This window comes from Glutamicibacter sp. M10, assembly GCF_025452055.1.
Classification (GTDB): Bacteria; Actinomycetota; Actinomycetes; order Actinomycetales; family Micrococcaceae; genus Glutamicibacter.
This window is the reverse complement of the sequence record NZ_CP104918.1, coordinates 2,166,072-2,190,744: the sequence shown is the minus strand read 5'-3', so window position 1 is coordinate 2,190,744 and position 24,673 is coordinate 2,166,072. Positions and strand designations below refer to the sequence as shown.

The window sequence follows — 24,673 nt, the reverse complement described above, 5'->3', positions numbered from 1 at the left end:
CCCCTAGTTCCACGACTACTTAGAACCACTTACGCCATTTGAATACACCATATAGTGCTGCAGCAAATACGACCATGAACAGCACCGCACCGGGATACCCAAAGGACCAGTGAAGTTCCGGCATGTTATCGAAATTCATGCCATAGATGGCCGCGATCAGCGTCGGGGCGAAGAGAATTGCGGCCCAACCAGAGATCTTCTTCATGTCTTCGTTTTGCCGTTGGGCGACCAATGTGGCGTTCACGTTCAAAATCTGGGACAAGGCTTCTCGATACTCAAGCGCTTGGGTATTAGCGCGAGTTAGGTGGTCAGTGACGTCCTGTAGATAGGTTTGCAGCTCCTCAGGAACTGGATACTTACTGAACCCGTCGTCCAGTGAACGCACTACCTCAAGCAGGGACGCCGTGGAGTGCTGCATATCAACGACCTCTTGGCTTAGTCGATAGATGCGTTCGGTGACGGCTGCATCACCGCCGAACACCTGGCTTTCGATCTGTTCCTTATCAATGCCTAGTCCGCGAAGAACTGGAGCGTATCCGTCAACAATTTCATCCAATATCCGATAGAGCACAGCCTCCGCCCCTAGCCGCAGTAGCTTAGGGTCTTTGAGCAACATCTGATGTTGTTGAAGGTTTCCATTACTGATGGACTCAGCAAATTCGTGACCGTCGGTTCCATCAATCCAGCGGTGATCTTGGCAAAAGACCGCAACGGAGCCAGGCCTGACGAGAATATGGAACTCAGAAAGTTCAACTGTCTCGGCTTCATCAAGATACAGCGCGGAACGAACAACGATGAGGAGCACGTCGCCATAGCGTTCAAGCTTGGGGCGCTGCCGAGCATGCAAGAGGTCTTCAACGAGTACCGGGTGCAGGTTCCAAGCCTCGGTCAGTTCTTGGATATCGGCTTCGTTCGGCGTTGGGTACAGCGAAAGAGCGATCCTGTTGTCACCAGTTTGGCTGAATTCAAGAGCTTGAGTTGCGGTGATGTCCGCTGGAGCCGTCTCCACAGCACCGTCATCAATGAATCGCACTCGCTTCAGGCTATGAGTCGATGTCTGGTTGTTGGCGGTGTATTTTGCTCGTGAGCTGCGTCGCTGAATTCGTGCCATGGTGCTCCTGGTTGAATGACTTTGTTCCAGTATCGCAAGGAGAATCAAAATAGTGGTGCACAAAGCTTTCGGCAACACAACGAGTTTTGTGCAACTGCTCTCTGCGTGAGGTCCCCGCTGCTCTGGTCCTTCAAAGACACGTATCTATTGATGAAATCAATGAGCCTATAAACGAGAAAATCCTGAAATTCTTTTCCAAGAATTTCAGGATTTAATTGGTGGAGATAAGGGGATTCGAACCCCTGACCTTCTGCATGCCATGCAGACGCGCTACCAACTGCGCCATACCCCCAAAGGATTGCTACCCTGATCAGGCAACTCCATTATCATAGAGGACTAACTGATCAGGATGCAAATTCCAGATTACTGGTTGTTCTGGGACAATTCCTCAGGCAACTCAATAACTGGGCAGTCGGCCCAGAGGCGTTCCAAAGCGTAGAAGATACGATCTTCCTGGTGCTGAACGTGGACAACAACGTCGCCGTAATCCAAAAGTACCCAGCGACCCATGCCGAAGCCTTCACGGCGGACCGGGCGCATGCTGTACTCTGCGAGAACCTTTGCCTGGATCTCGTCAACGATTGCGTTCACCTGCGGTTCTGATCCACCAGAGACAATCAAGAAAGCGTCGGTGACGCCCAAGCGATCGGCTACGTCGAGCGCGACCATGTTTTCTGCCATCTTGTCAGATGCAGCATGAGCTGCAATCTTCACGAGGGCAATTGAATCTGCGTGTGCTCCCATTGAGTGGGGTGTCTCCTTGTTAGAGGTGTAGATCGAGAATCTTATTTTGCTATGAAATTAGTTGCCGAGCAACATGATCAGTCCTGCGATCAGTGCTGCGCCGCCAAGGCTAAGGGCCACAATCATGGCAATCAGCATGTTGTTGGCACGTCGAACACCGTGGGTTTGTACGTCCAACGGTTCCAGACCCTGAGCATTTACCGCGTTGATGCGAGGCATCTGTACTGCTGCCGAATCACCAGCAGGTGTTGCTTTCTTCTGCTCAACAGCTGACTTATCTGCAGGCTTCACCGCAGGTTTTGCGGCCGGCTTGGCAGCTGGCTTAGCTTCTGGTTTTGCCTCAGGCTTAGCCACTGGTTTTGGTGCTGGCATAGCAGTCTGCTTTGGAGCAGGCTTTGCCGTAACACCAGACTTGCCAGCTGGCTTCTTAGCTGCAGGAGCGGCCTGGTTCTTCTTCGAGCTGATCTTGCCGTCAGCATCCAGGTTCAGCGAAACGCTTTGTGTCTTTGGACCTTGAACGCCAGTCTTGGCGATACGGTCCTCAACCTCGCGAATGTTGCCCATCGCGCCGGTGAATGGATCAGAGGACTTGTCGTCCTTGCCCTGCTTCGCATTCTCCACACGCAGACGTTCGCGTTCAGCTGCTCGACGAGAAATGATCGCTGCACGTGCAGCCATTTCGCGCTGGTGAGCAAGAACTTCGAGATCAATCTCGGAGTCGTCCTCCCCCAGCAGGTTTGGATCAATTGGAGTCTTCGGTGCATGAGCTCGACGTGCTGCCAAGGCCTGCTCAACACTCATCACCGTAGTTTCAGGTGAATCATCATGATCTGCCGGCTTCTTCGCTGGCTTGGTTACAGGCTTTGGCGATGCAGCTGGCGCGGCATGACCTTGCTCGGCTAACGCCTGAAGGCGCAATTGACGACGAGTAAGTGGCTTAGGGTCATCGCCAGGTTCCACGGTTGGAATGTGGCTAGTCAAAGCGTCAACTTCGCCCTCTAGGCGGCGACGCTCGCGCAGTGCCTCACGGTTGCGTGCGCGGCGCAATGAGGCGCGCTCCCCGTGGACCCCTCAGGAGTGTGTTCAGCTTCAGCGGATTTTTCGCTGGTCTCAGGCTTGGCCGAGGCTGCTGCTTGAGGCTGCGCTTTTGAAGAATCGTTCTTTGGCTGCTCTGGCTTGCTAGATGCAGGGGCAGGCACAGCTGCTTTAGCCTGACTTTGCGGTGCAGGTTTAGCAGGAGCTGCGACAGGCTTGTCCGCGGGCTTGCTTGTAGTGGATGCTGGGGTGACCTTAGCCTCATTCTGCTTAGCAGGAACTGGCTTGGCTGCGTTTGGCTGTTTTGCGGCGTCAGGCTTCGGAGCAACAGCAGGTGCTGGCTTAGCGGTAGCTTGCGCGGCAGGGGTCGACGGCTTGACAGCCGGCTTAGCGGCTGGAGTCGAAGGTTTTGGAGAAGCAGCGGGCTTAGCCTCTGCTTTAGCTTCGGGCTGTGACGCCTTCGGCTTGACTGCATCCGGCTTCGCCTCAGGGCTCGCTTCAGTTTTCGCAGGCTTAGCCGACTTCTCGGACTCCCCTGTGTTCTTCTGATCTGCGAGTTCTTTAGCGTCTTGCTCAGCCTTGCTATTAGCTAGCAAAGCTTCCATTTCGGCGCGTCGCTTTTCTCGCAGAGCTCGCCTGCTAGAAACCGGCTGCGAGTTATCGCTCATCCTGTACTTCTCCCGACCGCATAGACAAATACCGTCACCCTTACCTAGAGATTATGCCGTGTTACGTCACCGAATGTGAGGTTACGACTCGGTATACAGCCCATATTTTGCAATGTACTGCACCACACCGTCAGGCACAAGGTACCAAACTGGCTTCTCTTGGGCGACGCGTTCACGACAATCCGTAGAGGATATCGCTAGTGCTGGAATTTCAAGCTGTGAGACATTTTCACGTCCCAAATCACTCATCACGTAACCCGGACGACTAACACCAACAAAATGCGCTAGGTCCCAAACTTGATCGATGTCGCGCCAACTCATGATCTGACTCATCGCGTCTGCACCGGTAATGAAGAAGAGTTCTGCTTCCGGGCGCTGGGCGCGTAAGTCCAAGAGAGTATCGCGCGTGTAAGTTGCACCCTCACGGTCAATGTCTACCCGGCTTACAGTGAAGCGGGGATTCGACGCCGTCGCAATGACAGTCATCAAGTAACGATGCTCTGGGCTCGTTACTTGCTTGTCTGCCTTCTGCCACGGCTGGCCGGTAGGTACAAAAACTACCTCATCCAAATTCAGCTCAGCTGCCACCTCGCTGGCGGCGACCAAGTGGCCATTATGGATAGGGTCAAAGTACCGCCCATCACGCCGAGGCGTAATGGGCGATCACGATGCTGACGCTCAGCCAAGACTAGTGACTGTGTGGTTCGTGAGTCTTGAACTGACGGTGAATATCCTGCTCTTCTTCCTTGGCAGGATGACGGTTGCCTACGTTGGTGTAGGAAACGGTGATCAAAAGCAAGATCATCAATGCAACGAAGATGCCGCCACCGATAAGCAGGGACCAGGTGTGCCCACTGATGCCAGTGGTAGAGGCTTCAGAGGCCAGAATCAGCGCGTTCAAGTAATTCTCCAGTCGTATCCACGGTACCGATTGAGCCGTCGGCCAAAGCCAACGGTTCAACGGCCCGAAAAGTAACGGTACGTTTCTTCTACATCCTACCGAAAAGCGCCGTCAGAAACTATTTACGGACGTGACCGTCACCCTGAACAATCCACTTGGTAGTGGTTAGCTCAGTCAGACCCATGGGACCACGAGCGTGCATCTTCTGAGTCGAGATACCAACTTCGGCTCCAAGGCCCAGCTGGCCACCATCGGTGAAACGAGTCGAAGCGTTCACAATGACCGCAGCCGATTCAATCTCAGCAATGAAAAGCTCAGAGTTCGCCAGAGATGAAGTCAAGATAGCTTCTGTGTGGCCGGTCGAGTATTCACGGATGTGATCCAGCGCCGCGTCAATGTCATCTACTACCTTGACTGCGATATCCAGATCCATGTACTCGGTGCTCCAGTCCTCTTCCTGGGCAGCCACCGTTTCCAGACTAGGAACCAACGCTGCAGCACGCTCATCAACGTGCAGGGTGACCCCAGCAGCCGACAGGGCCTTCAGCACAGCCACAGCGGCAGTGGAATCCTTATGGATCAACAGCGTCTCCACGGTGTTGCACACACTTGGTCGCTGAGTCTTGGCGTTGGTCAGAATGTCGATGGCCATCTGCTGTTCAGCATCTGCGTCCAAGAAGATGTGCACATTGCCTTCACCGGTTTCAATCACTGGAACCTTTGCAGTGGTGACAACACGCTGAATCAGATCTCGGCCACCACGAGGAATCAAGACGTCAACCTTGCCTCGTGCGCCCATCAACGCATCTGCCCCGTCGCGACCATATTGATCAATGGAAGTCACGAGGTCTCGTGGAAGAGACACAGATTCTAGTGCGTTACGAATAGTCGAGACCAGTGCCTGATTTGAGTTGAAGGCAGCGGTTCCACCTCGCAACAACACGGCGTTGCCGCTCTTGAGCGACAGCCCAGCAATGTCTACGGTCACATTGGGACGAGCCTCGTAAATAGTTCCAATGACACCCATTGGGACATTGACCTGACGCATGCGCAAACCGTTAGGCAGGGTCTCGCCGCGAACTACGCGACCGACAGGATCTGGCAGGCCGGCAAGTTCATGCAAGGCGGATATCAGACCGTCAATGCGCTTATTGTCCAGCTTCAAGCGGTCCAGCATGGCCACAGAAGTTCCGTTGCCACGGCCAACTTCTAAGTCCTTTTTGTTTTCTTCAATGATCTTGGAGCGGTTCGCGTCAATCCCGGAGGCGATGGCCAACAGCGCGCGGTCTTTCCAATCTCGGTTGGCTCGTTTGAGAACTCGCGATGCACGGCGAGCTCGATCAGCGAGCTGATAAACCGAATTGGTGACGTCGGTGATCTGTTCTTCTGTTCGTACGGCGTCGATACTCATAGTTCCCATCCTAGAAAATAGGTTCGATCAAAGCTAGGTCATCGACATGCACTACTGACTTGTCGTAACCTTCGCCGAGCTGATCCACTAGGTCTCCGGTGTTCTGCCCCAGCATGTCAGGTAGCTCATCTGACCCGTAATTAACCAGGCCACGGGCAAATGGAACTCGGTCAGATCCGCAGAGTTCCACGGCGTCCCCAGCTTCAAATGCACCTTCAACCCCAATGATGCCGGCGGCAAGCAGCGAGTTAGTTCCCCGCGCAATGGCCTTGACTGCACCGTCATCAAGAATCAGCCGGCCTTCAATGCCAGCTAGGTAAGCCAACCATACGTCTCGTGCCGAGCGGCGTGAATTACGTGCGGCAAACCAAGTGCCGACGTCCTGCCCGCGCAAGGCCTTAGCTGCATTGTCGGTACTGGTAACGAGGGTTGGGATACCTGCAGAAGAGCTCATGGTTGCGGCATCAACCTTGGTGATCATGCCACCGGTGCCCACTCCCGCAGCTCCTGGAGTACCCAGATCAACGGATTCAAGCTCGTCGGGGTGCTCAATGGTGCTGATTCGGCTTCCGCCGTCCGCAGGGTGTGCGTCATAGACGGAATCAACATCGGAGAAGAGCAGAAGGGCATCGGCTTTCACCAAGTGAGCTACCAGGGCAGCGAGGCGATCATTGTCGCCAAAACGAATTTCACGGGTGGCTACCGCGTCATTTTCATTCACGATAGGTAGCACGCCCAGGTTCAGCAATCGAACCAAAGAACGCAATGCGTTGGTGTAAGAGGAGCGACGCATCAGGTCATCTGCGGTCAGTAGGACCTGACCCACTCGCAAATCATGCTCTTCAAATAGCTGCGTGTATTCGGCCAGCAGCAGACCCTGGCCAACTGCGGCCGCGGCCTGCTGGGTTGCCAAGTCCTTTGGACGTTTTGGCAAACCCAGCGGGGCCAGTCCGGCGGCAATTGCACCGGAGGAAACAAGGATAACCTCGGTCCCGTTATTCACGGTCTCGGCGAGAGTGTCCACCAAGAACTTCAGTCTTTCATGCGATATCCCCCCGCTAACTGTGGTTAGCGAGCTTGATCCGACCTTGACTACGATCCGCCGTGCTTCGGGCAGTTCGTGAGGAGAGGTAATGGCTGAAATAGTCTTAGTGGCACTTTCACTCATACTTAATTTTCCTCCTGGGCTGCCTTCGGTGGTGCAGCCTTCTTGTTGCGTTTTGCGTTCACCGACTCAGTCCAGATGCCGGCCTTGCGTTCAGCTTCAAGCTCTGCACGAGCTTCAGCCTTCGCGGCCTTGCGCTCTTCGTGATCGGCGCGCTTTTCTTCGCGAGTCTTGCGATCTCCGCGGTCTTCCAGACGGATGTCTTCACCACGTCGGCTTCCGCCGAGTAGTTCAGCACCGGCAGCCATAGTTGGCTCCCAGTCAAAGACCACGGAATCTTCTTCGGAGCCAATGATGACAGCGTCACCAGGCTTGGCACCGGCCCTAAATAGCTTGTTCTCTACCCCCAGTTTTGCTAGGCGGTCGGCTAGGTAGCCAACTGCCTCATCATTACGGAAGTCAGTCTGCATGATCCAGCGTTCAGGCTTTTCGCCGATAACGCGCCACAGTGGCTCAAGGTTCTGCTCTTCGCGGCGGATGTAGAACTCTTCCTGCTTCGAAGAACGCTGACGGATCACTGGCACCTCAACAACTGGTGCCTCGACAACCTGTTCGGCTCGCGCCTGTTCTACCAATTCAGCCATAGCGAAGGACAGTTCACGCAATCCATTACGCGAGAGTGCCGAGATCTCAAAGACACGGTATCCGCGCTTTTCCAGCTCTGGACGGACAAATTCAGCCATTTCGGCGCCGTCTGGCATGTCAATCTTGTTTAGGGCGATCAGCTTTGGGCGCTCGATCAGTGGAACGATCGTGCCGTCAGTTCCAGCAAAGGTGGAGTCGGCTTCATAGTTGGCCAACTCGGCTTCGATGATATCCAGATCGGTCAGTGGATCACGATCTGATTCCAGCGAGGCACAGTCCAAGACGTGCACAATGGCTGCACAGCGCTCTACGTGGCGCAGGAACTCGTGTCCCAGGCCCTTGCCTTCGGAAGCACCTGGGATCAGTCCTGGCACGTCGGCTACGGTGAAGCGGACTTCGCCGGCCTGAACGACGCCTAGGTTAGGAACCAAGGTGGTGAACGGGTAGTCGGCGATCTTTGGACGCGCTGCAGAAACAGCGGCAATCAACGAAGACTTACCAGCCGATGGGTAACCCACCAGAGCAATATCTGCCATGGACTTCAGTTCAAGGACAATGTCCTGAGCGGTTCCTGGAATACCCAGCAATGCGAAGCCTGGAGCCTTGCGCTTATCCGAAGAGATTGCCGCGTTGCCCAGACCACCCATGCCACCAAGGGCCGCGATGTACTCGTCCCCGATGTTGATGAGGTCACCAAGGATGTCGCCATCTTTGGTCTTGATTACGGTACCTGCAGGCACGCCAAGGATCAGATCCTCACCGTGCTTGCCTGGGTGCAGTCCACCCTTGCCTGGCTCGCCGTTGCCGGCTTTGCGGTGTGGCAGGTGGTGGAAGTCCAGCAGCGTGGTGACCTGAGGGTCAACGCGCAAGATGACGTCGCCACCCTTGCCGCCGTTGCCGCCATCGGGTCCGCCAAGCGGTTTAAATTTCTCGCGCTTGATGGACACACAACCGTGGCCACCATTACCTGCGGTGACATGAAGGGTTACGCGATCAACGAATGCAGCCACGGGGCCATCTTCTCCTAGTACGGGGTTGCGAGCTGTGCTCGCAGAAAAGTCTAACTATGCACGCAAGGGGCGGACCGAATAACGGCCCACCCCTTGTGTACTAAAAAATTTGCCTGTTGCCTAAATTAGGCTGCGGCAACAATGTTCACCACGCGGCGACCACGACGGGTGCCGAACTCGACTGCGCCAGCAGCCAGGGCGAACAGGGTGTCATCCTTGCCACGGCCTACGCCGGCGCCTGGGTGGAAGTGGGTGCCACGCTGACGAACGATGATTTCGCCAGCCTTGACTTCCTGACCACCAAAGCGCTTTACGCCTAGGTACTGTGCGTTGGAATCGCGACCGTTGCGAGTGGAACTCGCACCTTTCTTATGTGCCATGCCTTTTAGCCTCTTTCGCTACAAAAATGGATATTACGATCGGCCCAATTAGGCGATCGAGGTGACCTTGACCTTGGTCAGAGCGGCACGGAAGCCCTGGCGCTTCTTGTAACCGGTCTTGTTCTTGTACTTCTGGATTACGATCTTCTCGCCGCGAAGGTTTTCTACAACCTCAGCGGTGACCGTGACCTTAGCCAAATCAGCAGCTGCGGAAGTAACCTTCTCGCCATCTACCAACAGCAAAGCTGGAAGCTCGATGGAGCTGCCTGGGGCAGCCTGAAGACGGTCAACGGTGATGAGGTCTCCAACGGAAACCTTCTCCTGGTGGCCGCCTGCGCGGACAATTGCGTACACCACGTGGGTACTCACTTCTACTCGACGTTTATTGTCTTACCGGCGCAGATATCGACCCGAACACCCAATAAAGGATGCGAATCCCGGGGATCTCATGCGCTTGTGCCTTGACGCCGAGCGGACGGAAAGTCCGTGATCTTGGCGTTTAGCACCGATCAACTAGATTACGCTAGTCCACACCACTGGGGCAAATACAAAGTGCCCCAGCGGGGGAAGCGTGACCAAGTTCATCTATTTCAGCTCGCGTACCGGAACACCCACTCCGAGCATTACCGGTTGCCCGGCAGGCTCAGATGGCTTTTCTTTGTGCGAACTGGAGACATCCATTTGAACTACCGAACCGGTAGCTTCGGATACCTCAGCCACGAGAACTTCTGCACTCGCGTCGCCTTGAGCCGAGGTGGCTCGACGACTGCGTCGCTTCGGTTTCGTGGAACTCTGTGGGGCTACCGCGCTAACGGTGGCCGTTGATTCAGCAGGGGTGCTGATCTCAGAGGCGATAGGGGCGTTTGCTGCCGGCATGGCCAGACCGGTCAATACCGGCTGGTCCTGCTGCGACTGCGCCGCTCCTGCGTCCTGTGGTCGTGAAGCACGGCGTGAGCGCTTGCGAGGCTGCGTGGCAGCCTTTGGCTCCTGATGAACTTCAACCGCTACCGACTGTACCTCTTCGGTGCTCGATTCAGCTTCATCAACCTTAGCGTCCTGCGTCTCATTCTCCGACTGGGAACGGTTACGTCCCCGTGAGCGTGAACGACGACGTGGCTTGCGCCCGCCCTCATTATCCTCATCGGACTCGTCCTTGCCCGGTAGGGCCGCTTCGAGAGCTTCAAGGGTGACCGAGATGTCGCCGTCAGGCTGCACACTGGTCTTGATCACAGGAATCTGGTCACCTTCGATGTTCACCGCATTTTCAGCGTGTACTTCGAGGTGCGAGGCAGCAGCGATGCTTGCCAACGCGTTACGCGCGGCTTCATCCTTCTCACCGTCTACGGTGCTCTCCTGCTTTGCAGCTGGCTTGGTCTCGTCCTTCTCGCCACCACGACGGCGACGGGAATTACGAGCAGGCTTTTCATTAAACTTTTTACCTGAACTTCGCCGGCCGAGTTGAAGGTGCGACGCGACTCAACTGGTTCTTCGTGAGTGATCACACCAGCGCCAGCACAATGCTCGCACTCTTCACCGAAGACTTCCAGCAATCCGGTGCCCATACGCTTACGCGTCATCTGGACCAGACCCAAGGAGGTCACCTCGGCTACCTGGTGCTTGGTGCGATCTCGACCCAAGCACTCAACAAGACGACGCAAGACAAGATCACGGTTGGACTCAAGGACCATATCGATGAAGTCGATAACGATGATGCCACCGATGTCACGCAAGCGCAGCTGGCGAACAACTTCTTCGGCTGCTTCCAAGTTGTTCTTGGTCACAGTCTCTTCAAGGTTGCCACCGGAGCCGGTGAACTTACCGGTGTTCACGTCAACGACGGTCATCGCTTCGGTGCGGTCAATAACCAGCGAACCACCCGAAGGCAGGTAGACCTTGCGGTCCAGCGCCTTGGCAATCTGCTCATCAACACGGTAGTTAGCGAAGATATCCTCGTCGGATTCCCACTTTTCCAAGCGTCCCATCAGATCTGGTGCTACGTACATGACGTAGGCCTCGATGGTGTCCCAAGCGTGCTCGCCGGAGACGATCAGCTTGGTGAAGTCTTCGTTGAAGACATCGCGGACTACCTTGATGGTCAGATCTGGTTCGGAGTACAGAAGCTCCGGAGCCAGGGTCTTGGTCGAGGTGGACTGCTCTTCGATACCTTCCCACTGCGCACGCAGACGGTTAATATCGTTGGTCAGCTCCTCTTCGGAGGCACCTTCAGCGGCGGTACGTACGATGACGCCGGCGTTTTCTGGCAGGTGATCCTTCAAAATCTTCTTCAGGCGCTGGCGCTCAACATCTGGCAGTTTGCGCGAGATGCCGGTCATGGAACCACCTGGTACGTAGACCAAGTAGCGTCCTGGCAAGGAAATCTGGCTGGTCAGGCGTGCACCCTTGTGACCCACTGGATCCTTGGTGACCTGAACGAGTACCGAGTCTCCGGCCTTCAGCGCGTTTTCGATGCGACGTGGCTGACCTTCAAGGGCAGCGATATCCCAGTTAACCTCACCGGCGTACAGCACAGCGTTACGGCCGCGTCCGATATCCACGAAAGCTGCTTCCATGGATGGCAAGACGTTCTGCACCTTGCCAACATAAACGTTGCCGATCAGCGAATCCTGCTGAGTCTTGGAAACGAAGTGCTCTGCAAGCACACCGTCTTCTAGGACACCGATCTGAATGCGGTCCTCGCGCTGGCGAACGATCATCTTGCGTTCTACCGACTCGCGACGTGCCAAGAACTCTGCCTCGGTAATTACCTGACGGCGACGGCCGGTCTCGCGGGATTCACGGCGACGCTGACGCTTTGCCTCAAGACGCGTTGAACCGCGCACCGAGGTTACTTGGTCGCTGGCTGCGCCGTGGCTCTCCACACTGGCACGTGGGGCACGAACTCGGGTGACCGTGTTGGGTGGATCATCTTGTGAGCCACCTTCAAGTTCCAAGTCCACATCTCCGCGACGGCGGCGGCGGCGACGACGTGAAGTTACGTCATCGGCCTCAGCATCGGAGTCCAGCGCTTCACGGCGTGCTGGTTCATGCTTCTTAGCCACGGCCTGAGCCAGAACTGCCTGAGCGGTTTCCGGAACAGCAAATGGGTTAAGGATCATGGAGCTGCCGTGTTCAGCAAGTAGCTGACCGGTGTGGTCTTCTACTACTGGAGCCGGAGCATCAGCCACTGCAGTTTCTTCAGTCTGCGCAGTCTCGGCAGTTTCTGCAGGTGCAACAACAGCGCTAGCTAGTTCTTGCTGATCCGCAGTTTCTTGCCGGGTGGCTGCTTGCTCGACTGCTTCGTCGCTGGCAGCGTGGCGTGCAACCTGAGCTTTACGCTCAGCCTGACGGTTGGCCCGCTTGGTTGAATCAGGGGTTGAAACCTGGGTGCGGCGAGTCGCTCGCCAGCGGTATGGGCTTTCTTCAACGCCAGCTGCGGCGTTGAGTTCTGCCAAGGTCATTGCACGACGCAGTGGTCGCGCTGGTGTGGTTGAAACGCTGGTTCGACGGGCACGTGTTGAACGATTGCCTCGCTTGTTACCTTGCGCCCCGCCCTTTCGTTGATTTGCTGCGCTCATTAGATTCGCGTACTCCTACTTTGTCCCGCTTAGGCATCCTCCACAGACGGCGCCACCGCTGAAACTACAATCATCACGTGTCTCTTGGCCGACTAGTTACTATCGGTCAGACACAAAAGCTCGCTATTTTCCGCAAGATTGCCACTAGCTCTGAAATAGAACTGGACGCAATTCCTGCGGATCAACGTGGCCTATGAAAACCGGCTGCTTTCCTTTGCAGCCCTACGATCCGCGGTATTCCCTCGGGAGGCGCACGTATTGGGCACTCAACCGAAGCGATGCATCGCCAGGCGATCTGTTGTTTCAAAAGTCTGTCGTCGGGTTGAAAGCAGACTGTGGATCCGCGAGCAACCATCACTATTCTCTCATATATAGTTCACACCGCGTTCACCGCTTCTCATCAGTTCCACAGAATTGCTCCTTAAGATGAAAAGGCTCAAAGCGGAAACTCCCGCTTTCCTACAAATTTATGGAATAGTCGAAACATGGTTTCATCACTAGAAAAGAGCCAAAACCCGGGCGTGTTGCCTTGGTGGGCTAGAGAACGCGGTTTCGGGCTGCTCTTGGTAATTACCGGATTCATCTCATGGCTAGCTGCCGGAATCTTGGTATTAGAGCGCTTGGAGCTGTACAAGAACCCGGATTACGTCACCAGCTGCGACATCAATCCATGGATTTCTTGTGGCACTGTGATGCGATCTGCGCAAGCCGGAATCTTCGGCTTCCCCAACCCATTCTTCGGTATTGTCTGCTTCGCTATTGTACTCACTATTGGTGCCGTACTACTGGCGGGTGCAACAAACTTCAAACGCTGGTTCTGGATCTGCTTCCAAGTAGGCGTAACTGCAGCTATGGGCCTGGTCATTTGGTTCTGGTCCCAGGCTCTTTATGAAATCAATGCCCTGTGCCCATACTGCATGATTGTGTGGGTCATGGTGATTCCACTCTTTGTCTTCACTACAGCGCGCAACGTAGTCACCGGCGTTATTCCGGCAGGTGCAGCGGTCAAGCGATTCTTCACCGAGTGGAGCTGGATCATTACCGCAGTTCTGTGGATCCTAGTTGCCGCTTCCATCGTCTTGCGCTTCCCTAATGCGTTCTTCGGCTAATCCGCTTTTAGCCATCTCGAATAGTCTTGGCCAGCCGGGTCGTTGCCTTAGCAACGACCCGGCTGGCTTTAACTGCCTTGTTGATTTGGTGGTGTTGAGTTCAGTGACATAACTCAACTACGCACGTGCAGGACTACGCGCTCCGCGATTTTTTCAAATTCTCCACAGCAAAGACCGGTAGATTAGGTACATGGCAAGTGACAAATGGAACACAGAGAATGCTCAAAATTATGGAATCGATCTACTGATTTCAGACCAATTGCGATTGCGTGAGCTACAAGAGGATGATCTCGCTTTTCTCACCCAATGGTGGAACAGTCCAGAATTCATGGCTCTCCAAGGAAGCCTCGTACTCCCCCACCCGGTCAATGAAGCTGCCACACTTTTCAAGTCACGTAGCCTGAACCGGGGCACCACCGACGGCGTTGGCCTGTCGATCACGCTTCCCGATGACACGCTAATTGGCCACACCGCACTGTATGACTACAACGCTCCAGCACGATCCGCTGAGCTGATGATCATGATCGGTGGGTCTAACGTAGGTCAGGGTTACGGAACGTTGGCAACAAAGATGATCATTGATTACGGCTTCCGCGAGATGGGTCTTAACCGGATCGGCCTGAACGTCTGGGCATACAACGAGAGAGCCTTACGCACTTTTGTTCGTACCGGTTTCCACGAGGAAGGCCGAATCCGCCAGGCAGGATTCCACGATGGCTCGTTCCACGACAAGATAGTCATGGGGCTACTGGCCGAGGAATACTTCAAGGCCTAAAAGTCACAGCCTATAGGTTTCATCAGGTGATCATCCCGCATTGGGACGGTCACCTGACTGCCTTAACTACGTACTGTCCGCTGACCCCGGATTCCAGCGCACGGTTACCCCGCACGGATAATCAATCGACAGCCTTCAGTACCTTATTTTTCGGCTAAAACCTAGGCTGAATATGATTCAGCCTGCCCTGAGGTGTCGGCCTAGGTGCTCGTCAACTCGTTGGCCTATTGTTAGAACTACTTAGTACAAGCTACGAGGAGCAACAATGGCTTTTTTCGGCAAGGGCAAAGCCCAAGCGCCAAAGAAGAAGCAAACAAATCCAGCAAAAGCAGCATCCGGAGCCCAGCAACTAGTCGCCAAAGATACCGAGCCTGACTTTACTGTCAGTGGACTTTGGAGTGATCTCTTAGGACGACTAGGTATTCGCAGTGCCCAGCTACTCATCGTCGGTACACTTGCCGCCTTCCTTATTGTGGGCATGCTGCGCCTGACAATGATCGTGATCCCAACTTTGTTGGCCGTGATCATCTCTTGTGCACTGTGGCCTCTCGTAGTGAAACTGCGCAAGACCTTTTCGCCATTACTTTCGGCCTGGATTGTTTTCCTTGGGACCTTCCTGGTTCTCGGTGGCATCGGAACCGGGCTAGTCTTCTCTGTCATTAACGAATGGCCAAAGTTGGTAGATAAGGCCGTACAGGGTTTCAACCAGCTCAACGATATGGTTCAAGGCTTGATTGGCAATCTGCCAATCACAATTGATCAGACCCAAATTGATGAAGCGGTAAAGACTGTCACTGGCTTCATGACCAGTTCGCAGTTCGGCACGGGCGCATTAAATACGCTTAGTGCTGCCGGCAGCTTCTTGACTGGGCTAGTTCTACTTTTGGTGATCCTCTTCTTCTTCCTGAAGGACGGAGATCGTATCTGGGCATTCGCCGTTTCATGGACTCCTGATCACTACCGCAACAAGTGGATCCAGTCCGGTGACCGCGCCTTGCACACCTTCGGCGGGTACATTCGAGGCACCGCAACGGTTGCTGCCGTTGACGCCATTGGTATCACCGCGACCTTGCTGATTGTCCGTGTACCGCTGGCAATCCCGCTAGGTGTCATCGTCTTCCTCGGTTCATTTGTTCCGATGGTCGGTGCCACTGTCGCCGGCATTCTTGCCACCTTGATCGCGTTGGTGACCAATGGTCCGGTAGTCGCTTTGATCGTCTTGGCTGCGGTAGTCGTGGTGAACCAGCTGGAAGGTAACTTCCTACAGCCGGTTGTCATGGCCAGCGCACTGAACCTGCATCCACTAGTCGTACTGCTCGCATTGACCGGCGGCACCGTGCTGGCTGGAATTATCGGTGCGGTACTAGCTGTTCCCCTGGTAGCTGCAGCGTGGGCTGTGATCAAGGTTTGGACAGGGCGAGACAAATCCAATCCGGTTGCTGCGGCCAGCGCCGATATCCAAACGGAAGCTGAGATCGAGGAAGAGGATGCAGCGTTGGCTAAGGCCGATCGCGCTGAAGACACCTCGTCCGAAGAGGCCAAAGGGTAGCCGTTTTTGTTGACAAGCTCTCCGGAAGATCATCCCTGAAAAATCAGGGAAATCTTCCGGAGAGCTTTTCTTTACCCTGTTCTTGACTGGGTCGATTTGTTCCGCAAAACGTCAACTAATCACGCTGGTAGTCATTTTCTTCCCTGAGTATCGTTGTCACGAGACTAGGCTTTGTGTTTAATGTGACTTATGTGAGGGAGGCTTTCCATCCCAGGATGCTTCACTTAAACCACGGTATTGCAGTTCCTGATCCAGATTCAGTCAGCTTCGGGATAACGCGGCAAGAGCCACTGGAAGGATTGTGTATGTTGAATTTTGAGAAAGGGAATACAGATGATGACTTCCCGCATCTAGCCGACTCCTTGGCCGAGCATCATCAGGTCGTGATGATTGGAATACCTGAGGAGCAACAGTTAGATCAAGGCGGCAGCACTGCCCCTCCAAGCGCTGAGAGCCTCGACGATTGGCTCTAGAAATTGGCCAAGGCAAAAATCCCGGCAGATCATCGATCTGCCGGGATTTCTCATGTTCAGCTTACTTGCCGAACCAGATACCAATTTCGCGTTCTGCTGACTCAACGGAGTCCGAACCGTGCACGAGGTTCTGCTGAACCTTCAGGCCCCAGTCGCGGCCGAAGTCGCCACGGATGGTGCCAGGTGCTGCGGCGGTTGGATCGGTGGTGCCAGCTAGCGAACGGAAGCCAGGAATTACGCCCTGTCCTTCAGCAACGATGGCTACAACAGGACCGGAGAGCATGAACTCAACCAGTGGCTCGTAGAATGGCTTGCCTTCGTGCTCTGCGTAGTGCTCGGCCAAAAGCTCGCGAGTAGCTTCCAGCTGCTGCAGCTTCACAATGGTGTAGCCCTTGGCTTCAATGCGGGCAAGGATCTGTCCGGTCAGGGCGCGCTTGACGCCATCTGGCTTGACCAAGATCAGTGTACGTTCAGTCATTTGACTACCTCTTCGTATCGTTGATGTATTTCTAGGTTATTAGGCTTGTTCGGGGTGCGCTTGGTCCCAAGCTTCTTGGGCTGCGGCGCGACGTCGATTCTCAGCGTCAATTTCTTCACCCTTGGATAGGGCGTACCACCAGCACAAGGCGAAGGCCGCGGCGAGGTAGAACATATCGACCAAGATAAATCCGCTGAGGAAAAAGACCAACTGCAAGACCCATCCGATGATGAATCCGATCTTCTTTCCGAGTAACGCACAGTTAAGAATGCACAGTAACGCGATGACGGCGCCAAGGCCGAGCACCACAGCAGGTTCTCCTCCACGCTTGAGACCAAATGCAGCCAAGGTGACAAATACTGCCAGCAGGGCTTCACAGACCAACACGGTGGAAGCAAACATCGTTTTTGTAGAACGCTGCTTCTTTTTCATACCAGGACGCCACTCGCGCTGTGCACGGGTGAGTTTGGCCATTACGATTCACTTCCCTTGAGCAACAATGAAATTTCGCCCACCAGTGTAATCGAACCGGTGACCAAGACGCCGCCGCCGAGATCTTCTCCAGCTTCAGCGCGACCCACCGACCATTCCACGGCATCTTCAAGATCTTCAGTGACGTGGATGTCTTCTTCAGGCCATCCCGCGTTCATGGCTAGGGTGGCCAGCTCACCGGCTGGGATGGCACGAGGCGAGGAAGACTGGGTGATGCAAAGGTCCTCAACCATGTCGCCGTACTCTTCACGCATGGTGTAGAGCATTGCTTCTGCGTCCTTTTCCTGCAGGATGCCAACCATGAGTACCAGTCGGGTGAACCCGTATGATTCCTTGATTGCATCTGCAGAAACGCGAATTCCCTCAGGATTGTGTCCAGCATCTACCAAGATGCTTGGTGCGCTACGTACCAATTCAAGGCGACCCGGACTGGAGGTCGCGGCAAAGCCTTGACGCACTAGATCCGCGTTCAGCTCGCGCTGGCCTCCCCCAAGGAACGCCTCAACAGCAGCAAGGGCCACGGTTGCGTTCTGTGCCTGGTGGGCACCAAGCAGTGGCAGGAAGATCTCATCGTAACGAGCAGCCTGTCCCTGAATGGAAATTAGCTGTCCACCCACACCAGACTTACGCTCCAAAAGCTTGAAGTCCAAGCTGTCAAAAGCTGCAGGAACTTCCAGCTCACGCGCACGGGCAAGCAATACGTCAGCGGCATCGGTAGGCTGCACCGAAGAAACTAGGTATCCGCCTGGCTTGAGGATCCCCACCTTCTCTTCAGCAATCAGCTCGGTGGTGTCCCCCAGCAGGTCGGTGTGATCCAGCGAGATAGGGGTGAAAACCGAGACATCGCCATCGGCAACATTGGTGGCATCGGTGATGCCGCCCAATCCAACCTCTAGCACCACAACGTCCACTGGTACCTCAGCAAAGATGGCAAAGGCCAAGATGGTGACCGCTTCAAAGTAGGTCAGCTTGTTTTCGCCGCGCTCGACAAGCTCAGCATCAACAAGTTCGATGAAGGGCAAGATCTCGTCCCAGACGCGAACGAAAGTTTCATCATCAACAGGATCCCCGTCAATGCTGATTCGCTCGGTGACGGAAATTAGGTGCGGCGAGGAATACCGCCCGGTGCGCAGGTCATGGGCACCGAGCAGTGACTCGATCATGCGTGCAGTCGAGGTTTTGCCGTTGGTACCGGTGATGTGAATGACCGGGCAAGACTTGTTTGGTTCGCCCAGGAACTCCATGGCACGGAACATCGGATCCATCCGAGGTTCCATCTTGTTTTCTGGAGCACGGGCCAGCAACTGGCCGTAAACCCGATTTAGTTCGCTCACTAGTTAGCCTCTGCTGTGGTGGTGTCGAGCTTCTGTACGCTTACGCTTTCAGCCTTGGCGTTTTCATCAACACGCAATTCAAGCTGCGCGGTGAGAGTTTCACCGGAGATCAATTCGCGGTTAGCTTCTAGCGCTGCGATGGTGGCCGCGTTAGCAGTGATCACCGTCTGGATGCGATCCGAAACCTGCAGATCTGCATCCTTACGGGCAGACTGGATGGAACGAACCATGTCACGTGCGGTGCCTTCAGCAGCCAGCGCCTCGGTCACCTCGGTGTCCAATACCAAGAAGCCGCCGTCGATCACTGCGGCAGCGATATCGCCTTCTGCATCTACGACGGTATCCAAGGTGTATTCACCTTCAACAAGTTCCAGACCGCCAGCGGTCACCACGCCATCGGTCACTGACCAGTCACCGGACTTGGCGCCCTTGATGGCCTGCTGCACATTCTTGCCCAAGCGTGGACCGGCGGCACGAGCGTTGACTACCAGCTGCTGGCTGATGCCGTAGCTAGCTGCGTCGACACCTTCAGCGTCGATCAAGGTCACGGCTTTCAGGTTCAGTTCATCCTTGATGATCGAAGCGTAGGTACCGTCCAAACGTGCAGCACCAGCCAATACGATCTTCAGTTCTGCCAGTGGCAAACGCACACGCAGGTTTTTAGCCTTACGTAGTGAGGAGCCTACCGAGCAGATCCTGCGAGTGGTTTCCATGGTTTCCAGCGAGCTGGCATCCGTTGGGAACTCGTTGGCATCTGGCCAATCGGTCATGTGCACCGAACGCTGACCGGTCAGTCCGCGGTAGATCTCTTCGCTGGCCAGAGGCAGCAGCGAAGCGGTGACCTTCACCAAGGTTTCCAGTGCGGTGTACAGGGTGTCGAAGGCCTGGGTATCTTCATCGAAGAAACGCTGGCGGCTTCGGCGTACGTACCAGTTGGTCAAGGTATCCATGTACTGGCGTACAGCTTCGGTGGCGTCAGAGACTTCGTAAGTGTCCAGAGCAACAGTGACATCACGAACGAGCTGGCCGGTCGCGGCGAGCATGTACTGATCCAGCGGGTCGGTGGAGCTGGTTGAGCGCTTAGCCTCGTAGCCGGCCCCGTTGTTCGCGGAGTTGGTGTAGAGGTTGAAGAAGTGCCAAACATTCCACAGTGGCAGCAGTACCTGACGCACGCCATCACGGATGCCCTGTTCGGTGACAACGAGGTTGCCGCCGCGCAGGATTGGGCTAGCCATCAGGAACCAGCGCATCGCATCGGAGCCATCGCGGTCTAGGACCTCGTTAACATCCGGGTAGTTGCGCAAGGACTTGGACATCTTTTGACCGTCTGAGCCCAACACGATGCCGTGGGAGATCACGTTGGTGTAGGCAGGGCGGTCAAAGAGCGCGGTGGAAAGCACGTGCATGGTGTAGAACCAGCCACGGGTCTGACCGATGTACTCAACGATGAAGTCAGCCGGGTGGTGTCCGGAATCAAACCAGTCTTGGTTGTTGAATGGGTAGTGAACCTGGGCGTATGGCATCGAACCGGAATCGAACCAGACATCCAGTACGTCTTCTACGCGCACCAGGGTGCCGCCTTCGGCGCAGCCTTCGTGAGCCTTGGTCAGCTCATCGATGAATGGGCGGTGTAGATCTGGCTGTCCTTCGTGGTTCAGTGGCAGGCGACCGAAGAAGTTCTTCAGTTCATCCAATGAGCCAAAGACTTCGCGGTGGGTGCATTCTGCTCCCGTGCATTCCCACACTGGGATAGGTGAACCCCAGTAGCGGTTGCGCGAGATGGACCAGTCGCGAGCGTTTTCCAGCCACTTGCCAAACTGGCCGTGCTTCACGTTGCCTGGGATCCAGTTGATCTGCTCGTTCAGCTCGACCATGCGGTCCTTGAACTTGGAGACCTCAACATACCAGGAAGAGATCGCACGGTAGATCAGCGGGGTACGGCAACGCCAGCAGTGTGGGTAGGAGTGCTCGTAGGAGGCCTGCTTGATCAGCTTGGCTTCATCCTTAAGCACGTTGGTGATGGTCTTGTTGGCGTCAAAGACCTGCACACCAACGATGTCAGCCAGCGGGCCGCCGGCAAAGACGGAGAGGAACTTGGCCCCTTCATCTACCGAGATGATGACAGGGATGCCGTTTTCTTCACAGACTTTCTGGTCATCTTCACCGTAGGCCGGAGCCTGGTGAACGATGCCGGTACCGTCAGCTACGGTGACGTAGTCGGCGGTGACAATCTGCCATGCGTTTTGTGTGCCGTACTTTTCGGTGTCGGTGTAGGTATCCCACAGTGGCTGGTAGCGTACGCCAGCAAGATCAGCACCAGCAAAGGTGGCGGTGATCGCAGCGGCAGCTTCCTTGGCATCCTCATAGCCCAGGTCCTTGGCGTAGGAGCCCAAAAGGTCCTTGGCCAGCAGGAATGGGCCCGCGGCGGCTGAAGCCTTAACTCCAGCTTCGCCTGCTGGAACGACAACATACTCGATCGATGGGTGCACTGCCAGTGCGGCGTTGGTTGGCAGGGTCCACGGGGTGGTCGTCCAGGCCAGTGCCTGCACACCAGCAAGAGCCTTGGAGGCTTCGGTTTCGCCGGCAAGGATGGTGAAACCAACGGTGACGGTCTGGTCCTGACGGTTCTTGTAAACGTCGTCGTCCATACGCAACTCGTGGTTGGACAGTGGGGTTTCGTCCTTCCAGCAGTACGGGAGCACGCGGAAGCCCTGATAGGTCAAGCCCTTGTCCGAGAGCTGCTTGAAAGCCCAGATAACCGACTCCATGAACTCAACGTTCAGGGTCTTGTAGTCGTTCTCAAAATCTACCCAGCGAGCCTGGCGGTTGACGTACTGCTTCCACTCGTCGGCGTACTTCATCACCGAGGTGCGGCAGGCATCGTTGAACTTATCGATGCCCATGGCTTCGATCTGCTTCTTGTCCGTCATGCCCAGCTGCTTCATGGCTTCCAGCTCGGCTGGCAGGCCGTGGGTATCCCAACCGAAGCGACGCTCAACGCGCTTGCCCCGCTGGGTCTGGTAGCGAGCTACAAGGTCTTTGACGTAGCCGGTAAGCAGGTGGCCGTAGTGTGGCAGACCATTGGCGAACGGAGGGCCATCGTAGAAGACGAATTCTTCACCCTCACGCTGATCAATGGAGGCCTGGAAAGTGTCGTCGTTCTTCCAGTATTCGAGGACGCGCTTCTCAAGTTCTGGGAATCGCGGTGAAGCCGGGGTCGAACCGGTTGGGTCAGTGGTGACCTTCGGGTAAAAGCTCATCGAATGGGCCGTCCTTCAAGCGTAGGGTCGATAATTCCTTGCCTACGAGGACGGCAGAAATGCCGCGGTACCACCCCGCTTATTCCTCACCTACTGGTGAAGAACCACTTGTCATCAGCTATGACGGGCTGGTCCCGTTCGGTTCTACTAGGTGGTGCTGGCAAGCCAGTACCGCCGTTCTTCCGAAGGCTCCCCGGTGATAGCCGGATCAATACCTGAGTAGTTCTATCCTACCGTGTCATTGTTGTGGTGAAAATTCCCCTGATCACCATGGCGTGAAGTGAGTTAAGGCTCACAACCAATAGCTAGTAAAACCCATTGCGCCACTTCCTACATTTTCAGAATAGCGCGTTGAGGGGGCCTTGCCGCAAGGCCCTACCCATGATTCATAATCAATAACTTCCCCTTTGAGCATCACCCACATCCGGGAGTCACCGTGCCAGAAAGAGCCATGAGCATCAGCTACTTTGAGATTTCCGAAAAATCATCCGACACCGAACCTTTCACCGCCCTCGACGAAGATCAGCAACGCTTAGATGAGATCGCCGCACGCGTAGAAGAACTGCGCAACGAAACCGTGCAGCGCATCGCCCGTCGCGGGAAAGACCACGCCGGCAACTTGCAACAATCCCTAGAACGCGACATTGAGCTCAACGAGTTAGGTCAAAGGCTTCGCCAGCTTGACCGCATGGGGCCCATTGCCTGCCTGGGGTTCATGCAAAACACGACTACCGGCGAGCGCCAGTACATCGGCCGCGTTGGGCTAAGCGATGCCGTAGGCAAGCAACTGATGCTCGATTGGCGCGCACCGGCTGCAGAACCATTTTTCGCAGCGACACATGAAAATCCTTGTGGCTTATCTCTACGCCGGCGTTATCGGTGGCGCCGTCAGGTCATCACCGATTTTTGGGATGAAGTGTTTGATTCATCGCTACTGTCCGAGCATCAAAAACTAGATGATCGCTCATCCTTCCTCGCTTCGCTCTCAAGCACTCGGACATCAAAGATGCAAGATGTCCTCTCAACCATTCAGACGGATCAAGACGCAATCATTCGCGCCAGCTCGAAAGGTGCACTGGTAGTTGATGGTGGGCCCGGAACCGGGAAAACCGTAGTCGCTCTTCACCGGGCGGCTTATTTGCTCTATGCGGATCCGCGCTTGCGCAGCCAAGGCGGCAAGATTTTGGTTGTCAGTCCACACGAAGCCTATTCAGCCTACGTCTCCGATATCCTGCCCAACCTTGGCGAGGAGGAAGTACAAATCTCAACGCTTTCGAACATAGTTTCGATTGAGGGTGAGGTGCTTGCCGAGACAGACCCGGACATCATTCGTATCAAGGCCAGTACCTCGATGCTCAATACTGTCCAGAGAGCGGTGAAGGTTTTCCAATTACCTCCGAATACCAGCTTGGAAATTCAACTCACTGACGGCCAAGTTACTCTTTCGCCTGAGCTGTGGCGCAACGCGGTATCGATGGTTGACTCCGCTACGCCTCATAACGAAGCAAGAGTTCAACTACGCGAGGCACTGATTGAACTGCTTCTGCCACACCTAGCCATCGAAGCATCATTGCACCAGACCCTGCGCCATGAGCTCGAAAGAAATACCGACCTCGCTGCCCACCTCAATGAGTACTGGCCACTACTAGATCCAATGAATCTGTTGCGCAGCCTGTATACGACACCAGCGCTGCTGCGCTATAGCGGTGTAGAGCTGGGCGATGACGACATCAAGAAGTTACTCGCCGCTCCCTCAACACGTTCGTGGACCAATGCCGATATTCCGCTGATCGACTTGTCTCGCTCGCTGATCGGTGATCCCGCCAACGAATCAAAGCGGCAGCGCCGTGAAGCGACGGTGCGGGCAGAACGTCAACAGTGGAAAAGTGTGATCAGTGATTTAGTGCAGTCCGCTGACGATAAAGAGGACTTGAGTTCTCAATTGATCCACGAAGATCTTCAAGAGCAACTACTGAACCAACATCTTGAAGCCGACTCCGAAACGGAAATTTTCGATGGACCCTACTCACATGTCGTGATTGATGAAGCACAAGATCTGACTGACGTCCAGTGGGCCATGATCTTGCGCCGATGCCCCTCGGGCAGTTTAACGATTGTTGGAGATCGGGCCCAGGCATCAAGAGGCTTCACCGGTTCGTGGGAGGAACGCCTGAGTCATCTCGGGATCAGAGATGCCACGGTCTCGCAGCTACGGGTGAATTACCGTAGCACCGCACAAATCATGGAAGTTGCTGCCACGCAGATACACAGTCAGATGCCCGATGCCAACGTTCCTGACTCCCTGAGATCTGATGGAGAGTCGGTTCGCTTCGCCAGCCCAACACAGCTGACGTCGATTCTTGAGCAATGGCTGGCCAATCATCCAGAAGGTACAGCAGCTGTTATCGGCCACCCTGCCTACATTGCATCCAACCGGGTTAGCTCGCTTTCGCCAGAAAATGCCAAGGGCCTTGAATTCGATTTTGTGGCTGTCTACAAACCCGAAAACTTTGGCACCGGTCTATCGGGCGCAGTTCGGCGGTACGTTTCGATGACCCGGGCAACTGCCCAGTTGGTAGTGCTCACAGACCAGTAGTCAGCCACAGCTTTAGTAGGCT

The 24,673-nt window shown here is 55.2% G+C and carries 20 protein-coding genes, 1 tRNA gene and 1 pseudogene; 5 read left to right on the top strand and 17 right to left on the bottom strand.

The features are described from left to right. Nucleotides 1-19 precede the first annotated feature (19 nt). The 13 genes and pseudogenes from N6V40_RS10710 to N6V40_RS10645 form a co-directional block, all read right to left on the bottom strand. A complete protein-coding gene (locus N6V40_RS10710; protein WP_262197610.1) occupies nt 20-1,111 on the bottom strand; it encodes a magnesium and cobalt transport protein CorA in 1,092 nt (363 codons plus the stop codon). Nucleotides 1,112-1,327: 216 nt separating this feature from the next. Beyond that, a tRNA-Ala gene (locus N6V40_RS10705) sits at nt 1,328-1,403 on the bottom strand. A gap of 71 nt (nt 1,404-1,474) precedes the next feature. Continuing rightward, on the bottom strand, nt 1,475-1,855 hold the full coding sequence (gene rsfS / locus N6V40_RS10700) for a ribosome silencing factor (RefSeq protein ID WP_131088346.1): 381 nt from the start codon (nt 1,853-1,855) through the stop codon (nt 1,475-1,477). 57 nt (nt 1,856-1,912) lie between these two features. Beyond that, entirely contained in the window at nt 1,913-2,902 is a 990-nt protein-coding gene (locus tag N6V40_RS10695; RefSeq protein WP_262197607.1) for a hypothetical protein, read from the bottom strand. Further along, complete coding sequence (locus tag N6V40_RS10690) at nt 2,854-3,558, bottom strand: hypothetical protein (protein ID WP_262197606.1); 705 nt, start codon at nt 3,556-3,558, stop codon at nt 2,854-2,856. Before N6V40_RS10690 ends, N6V40_RS10695 begins: the two co-directional genes overlap by 49 nt. Before the next feature lie 81 nt (nt 3,559-3,639). Continuing rightward, nucleotides 3,640-4,164 carry a nicotinate-nucleotide adenylyltransferase gene (nadD, locus tag N6V40_RS10685; RefSeq protein WP_262197604.1) on the bottom strand — a complete coding sequence of 175 codons (525 nt, stop codon included), beginning with the start codon at nt 4,162-4,164 and terminating at the stop codon, nt 3,640-3,642. An 82-nt stretch (nt 4,165-4,246) separates the two neighbouring features. Further along, entirely contained in the window at nt 4,247-4,459 is a 213-nt protein-coding gene (locus N6V40_RS10680) for a hypothetical protein (RefSeq protein ID WP_131088348.1), read from the bottom strand. Nucleotides 4,460-4,577: 118 nt separating this feature from the next. Continuing rightward, on the bottom strand, nt 4,578-5,870 hold the full coding sequence (locus tag N6V40_RS10675; RefSeq protein WP_262197602.1) for a glutamate-5-semialdehyde dehydrogenase: 1,293 nt from the start codon (nt 5,868-5,870) through the stop codon (nt 4,578-4,580). Between the two features lie 10 nt (nt 5,871-5,880). Next, nucleotides 5,881-7,038 carry a glutamate 5-kinase gene (gene proB, locus N6V40_RS10670; RefSeq protein ID WP_262197601.1) on the bottom strand — a complete coding sequence of 386 codons (1,158 nt, stop codon included), beginning with the start codon at nt 7,036-7,038 and terminating at the stop codon, nt 5,881-5,883. A 2-nt stretch (nt 7,039-7,040) separates the two neighbouring features. After that, nucleotides 7,041-8,630 carry a GTPase ObgE gene (gene obgE, locus N6V40_RS10665; protein WP_131088351.1) on the bottom strand — a complete coding sequence of 530 codons (1,590 nt, stop codon included), beginning with the start codon at nt 8,628-8,630 and terminating at the stop codon, nt 7,041-7,043. A gap of 125 nt (nt 8,631-8,755) precedes the next feature. Next, nucleotides 8,756-9,010, bottom strand: a complete 255-nt coding sequence (gene rpmA, locus N6V40_RS10660; RefSeq protein ID WP_022875303.1) for a 50S ribosomal protein L27 — start codon at nt 9,008-9,010, stop codon at nt 8,756-8,758. Nucleotides 9,011-9,058: 48 nt separating this feature from the next. After that, nucleotides 9,059-9,367, bottom strand: coding sequence for a 50S ribosomal protein L21 (gene rplU, locus N6V40_RS10655; protein WP_013349163.1), 309 nt, complete (start codon nt 9,365-9,367; stop codon nt 9,059-9,061). Between the two features lie 228 nt (nt 9,368-9,595). After that, nucleotides 9,596-12,468, bottom strand: a pseudogene (locus N6V40_RS10645) (Rne/Rng family ribonuclease). 602 nt (nt 12,469-13,070) lie between these two features. On the opposite strand from N6V40_RS10645, the gene N6V40_RS10640 reads away from it, so the two are divergent. The 4 genes from N6V40_RS10640 to N6V40_RS10625 all read left to right on the top strand — a co-directional run bounded on the left by N6V40_RS10640 (nt 13,071) and on the right by N6V40_RS10625 (nt 16,491). Next, complete coding sequence (locus tag N6V40_RS10640) at nt 13,071-13,694, top strand: vitamin K epoxide reductase family protein (protein ID WP_262197596.1); 624 nt, start codon at nt 13,071-13,073, stop codon at nt 13,692-13,694. A 190-nt stretch (nt 13,695-13,884) separates the two neighbouring features. Continuing rightward, nucleotides 13,885-14,469 (top strand): GNAT family N-acetyltransferase, encoded by a 585-nt coding sequence (locus N6V40_RS10635; protein WP_131088353.1) that lies wholly within the window; start codon nt 13,885-13,887, stop codon nt 14,467-14,469. A 265-nt stretch (nt 14,470-14,734) separates the two neighbouring features. Then, complete coding sequence (locus N6V40_RS10630) at nt 14,735-16,018, top strand: AI-2E family transporter (protein WP_262197595.1); 1,284 nt, start codon at nt 14,735-14,737, stop codon at nt 16,016-16,018. A 305-nt stretch (nt 16,019-16,323) separates the two neighbouring features. After that, nucleotides 16,324-16,491, top strand: a complete 168-nt coding sequence (locus N6V40_RS10625) for a hypothetical protein (protein ID WP_262197594.1) — start codon at nt 16,324-16,326, stop codon at nt 16,489-16,491. A gap of 61 nt (nt 16,492-16,552) precedes the next feature. On the opposite strand, the gene ndk is transcribed toward N6V40_RS10625, so the two are convergent. The 4 genes from ndk to ileS are packed head-to-tail and all read right to left on the bottom strand — an operon-like array spanning nt 16,553 to nt 22,055. Further along, nucleotides 16,553-16,969 (bottom strand): nucleoside-diphosphate kinase, encoded by a 417-nt coding sequence (ndk, locus tag N6V40_RS10620; protein ID WP_131088355.1) that lies wholly within the window; start codon nt 16,967-16,969, stop codon nt 16,553-16,555. Between the two features lie 39 nt (nt 16,970-17,008). Beyond that, nucleotides 17,009-17,443, bottom strand: a complete 435-nt coding sequence (locus N6V40_RS10615) for a DUF4233 domain-containing protein (RefSeq protein ID WP_131088356.1) — start codon at nt 17,441-17,443, stop codon at nt 17,009-17,011. Continuing rightward, complete coding sequence (locus tag N6V40_RS10610; RefSeq protein WP_131089774.1) at nt 17,443-18,738, bottom strand: bifunctional folylpolyglutamate synthase/dihydrofolate synthase; 1,296 nt, start codon at nt 18,736-18,738, stop codon at nt 17,443-17,445. The genes N6V40_RS10615 and N6V40_RS10610 overlap by 1 nt, the downstream gene beginning before the upstream one ends. 56 nt (nt 18,739-18,794) lie before the next feature. After that, nucleotides 18,795-22,055 carry an isoleucine--tRNA ligase gene (gene ileS / locus N6V40_RS10605; RefSeq protein WP_262197593.1) on the bottom strand — a complete coding sequence of 1,087 codons (3,261 nt, stop codon included), beginning with the start codon at nt 22,053-22,055 and terminating at the stop codon, nt 18,795-18,797. 451 nt (nt 22,056-22,506) lie between these two features. On the opposite strand from ileS, the gene helR reads away from it, so the two are divergent. After that, nucleotides 22,507-24,651: an RNA polymerase recycling motor ATPase HelR gene (helR, locus tag N6V40_RS10600; protein WP_262197592.1), complete on the top strand. Its 2,145-nt coding sequence runs from the start codon at nt 22,507-22,509 to the stop codon at nt 24,649-24,651. Nucleotides 24,652-24,673: the final 22 nt, after the last annotated feature.

What these genes read in the sequence shown, in the direction of transcription:
- proB (WP_262197601.1), bottom strand. Translation starts at nt 7,038, where the DNA reads ATGAGTGAAAGTGCCACTAAGACTATTTCAGCCATTACCTCTCCTCAC.
- ileS (WP_262197593.1), bottom strand. Translation starts at nt 22,055, where the DNA reads ATGAGCTTTTACCCGAAGGTCACCACTGACCCAACCGGTTCGACCCCG.
- N6V40_RS10610 (WP_131089774.1), bottom strand. Translation starts at nt 18,738, where the DNA reads ATGGAACCTCGGATGGATCCGATGTTCCGTGCCATGGAGTTCCTGGGC.
- N6V40_RS10710 (WP_262197610.1), bottom strand. Translation starts at nt 1,111, where the DNA reads ATGGCACGAATTCAGCGACGCAGCTCACGAGCAAAATACACCGCCAAC.
- helR (WP_262197592.1), top strand. Translation starts at nt 22,507, where the DNA reads ATGAGCATCAGCTACTTTGAGATTTCCGAAAAATCATCCGACACCGAA.
- N6V40_RS10690 (WP_262197606.1), bottom strand. Translation starts at nt 3,558, where the DNA reads ATGAGCGATAACTCGCAGCCGGTTTCTAGCAGGCGAGCTCTGCGAGAA.
- N6V40_RS10615 (WP_131088356.1), bottom strand. Translation starts at nt 17,443, where the DNA reads ATGGCCAAACTCACCCGTGCACAGCGCGAGTGGCGTCCTGGTATGAAA.
- N6V40_RS10675 (WP_262197602.1), bottom strand. Translation starts at nt 5,870, where the DNA reads ATGAGTATCGACGCCGTACGAACAGAAGAACAGATCACCGACGTCACC.
- N6V40_RS10625 (WP_262197594.1), top strand. Translation starts at nt 16,324, where the DNA reads ATGTTGAATTTTGAGAAAGGGAATACAGATGATGACTTCCCGCATCTA.
- N6V40_RS10635 (WP_131088353.1), top strand. Translation starts at nt 13,885, where the DNA reads ATGGCAAGTGACAAATGGAACACAGAGAATGCTCAAAATTATGGAATC.
- N6V40_RS10630 (WP_262197595.1), top strand. Translation starts at nt 14,735, where the DNA reads ATGGCTTTTTTCGGCAAGGGCAAAGCCCAAGCGCCAAAGAAGAAGCAA.
- rpmA (WP_022875303.1), bottom strand. Translation starts at nt 9,010, where the DNA reads ATGGCACATAAGAAAGGTGCGAGTTCCACTCGCAACGGTCGCGATTCC.
- ndk (WP_131088355.1), bottom strand. Translation starts at nt 16,969, where the DNA reads ATGACTGAACGTACACTGATCTTGGTCAAGCCAGATGGCGTCAAGCGC.
- rsfS (WP_131088346.1), bottom strand. Translation starts at nt 1,855, where the DNA reads ATGGGAGCACACGCAGATTCAATTGCCCTCGTGAAGATTGCAGCTCAT.
- N6V40_RS10640 (WP_262197596.1), top strand. Translation starts at nt 13,071, where the DNA reads ATGGTTTCATCACTAGAAAAGAGCCAAAACCCGGGCGTGTTGCCTTGG.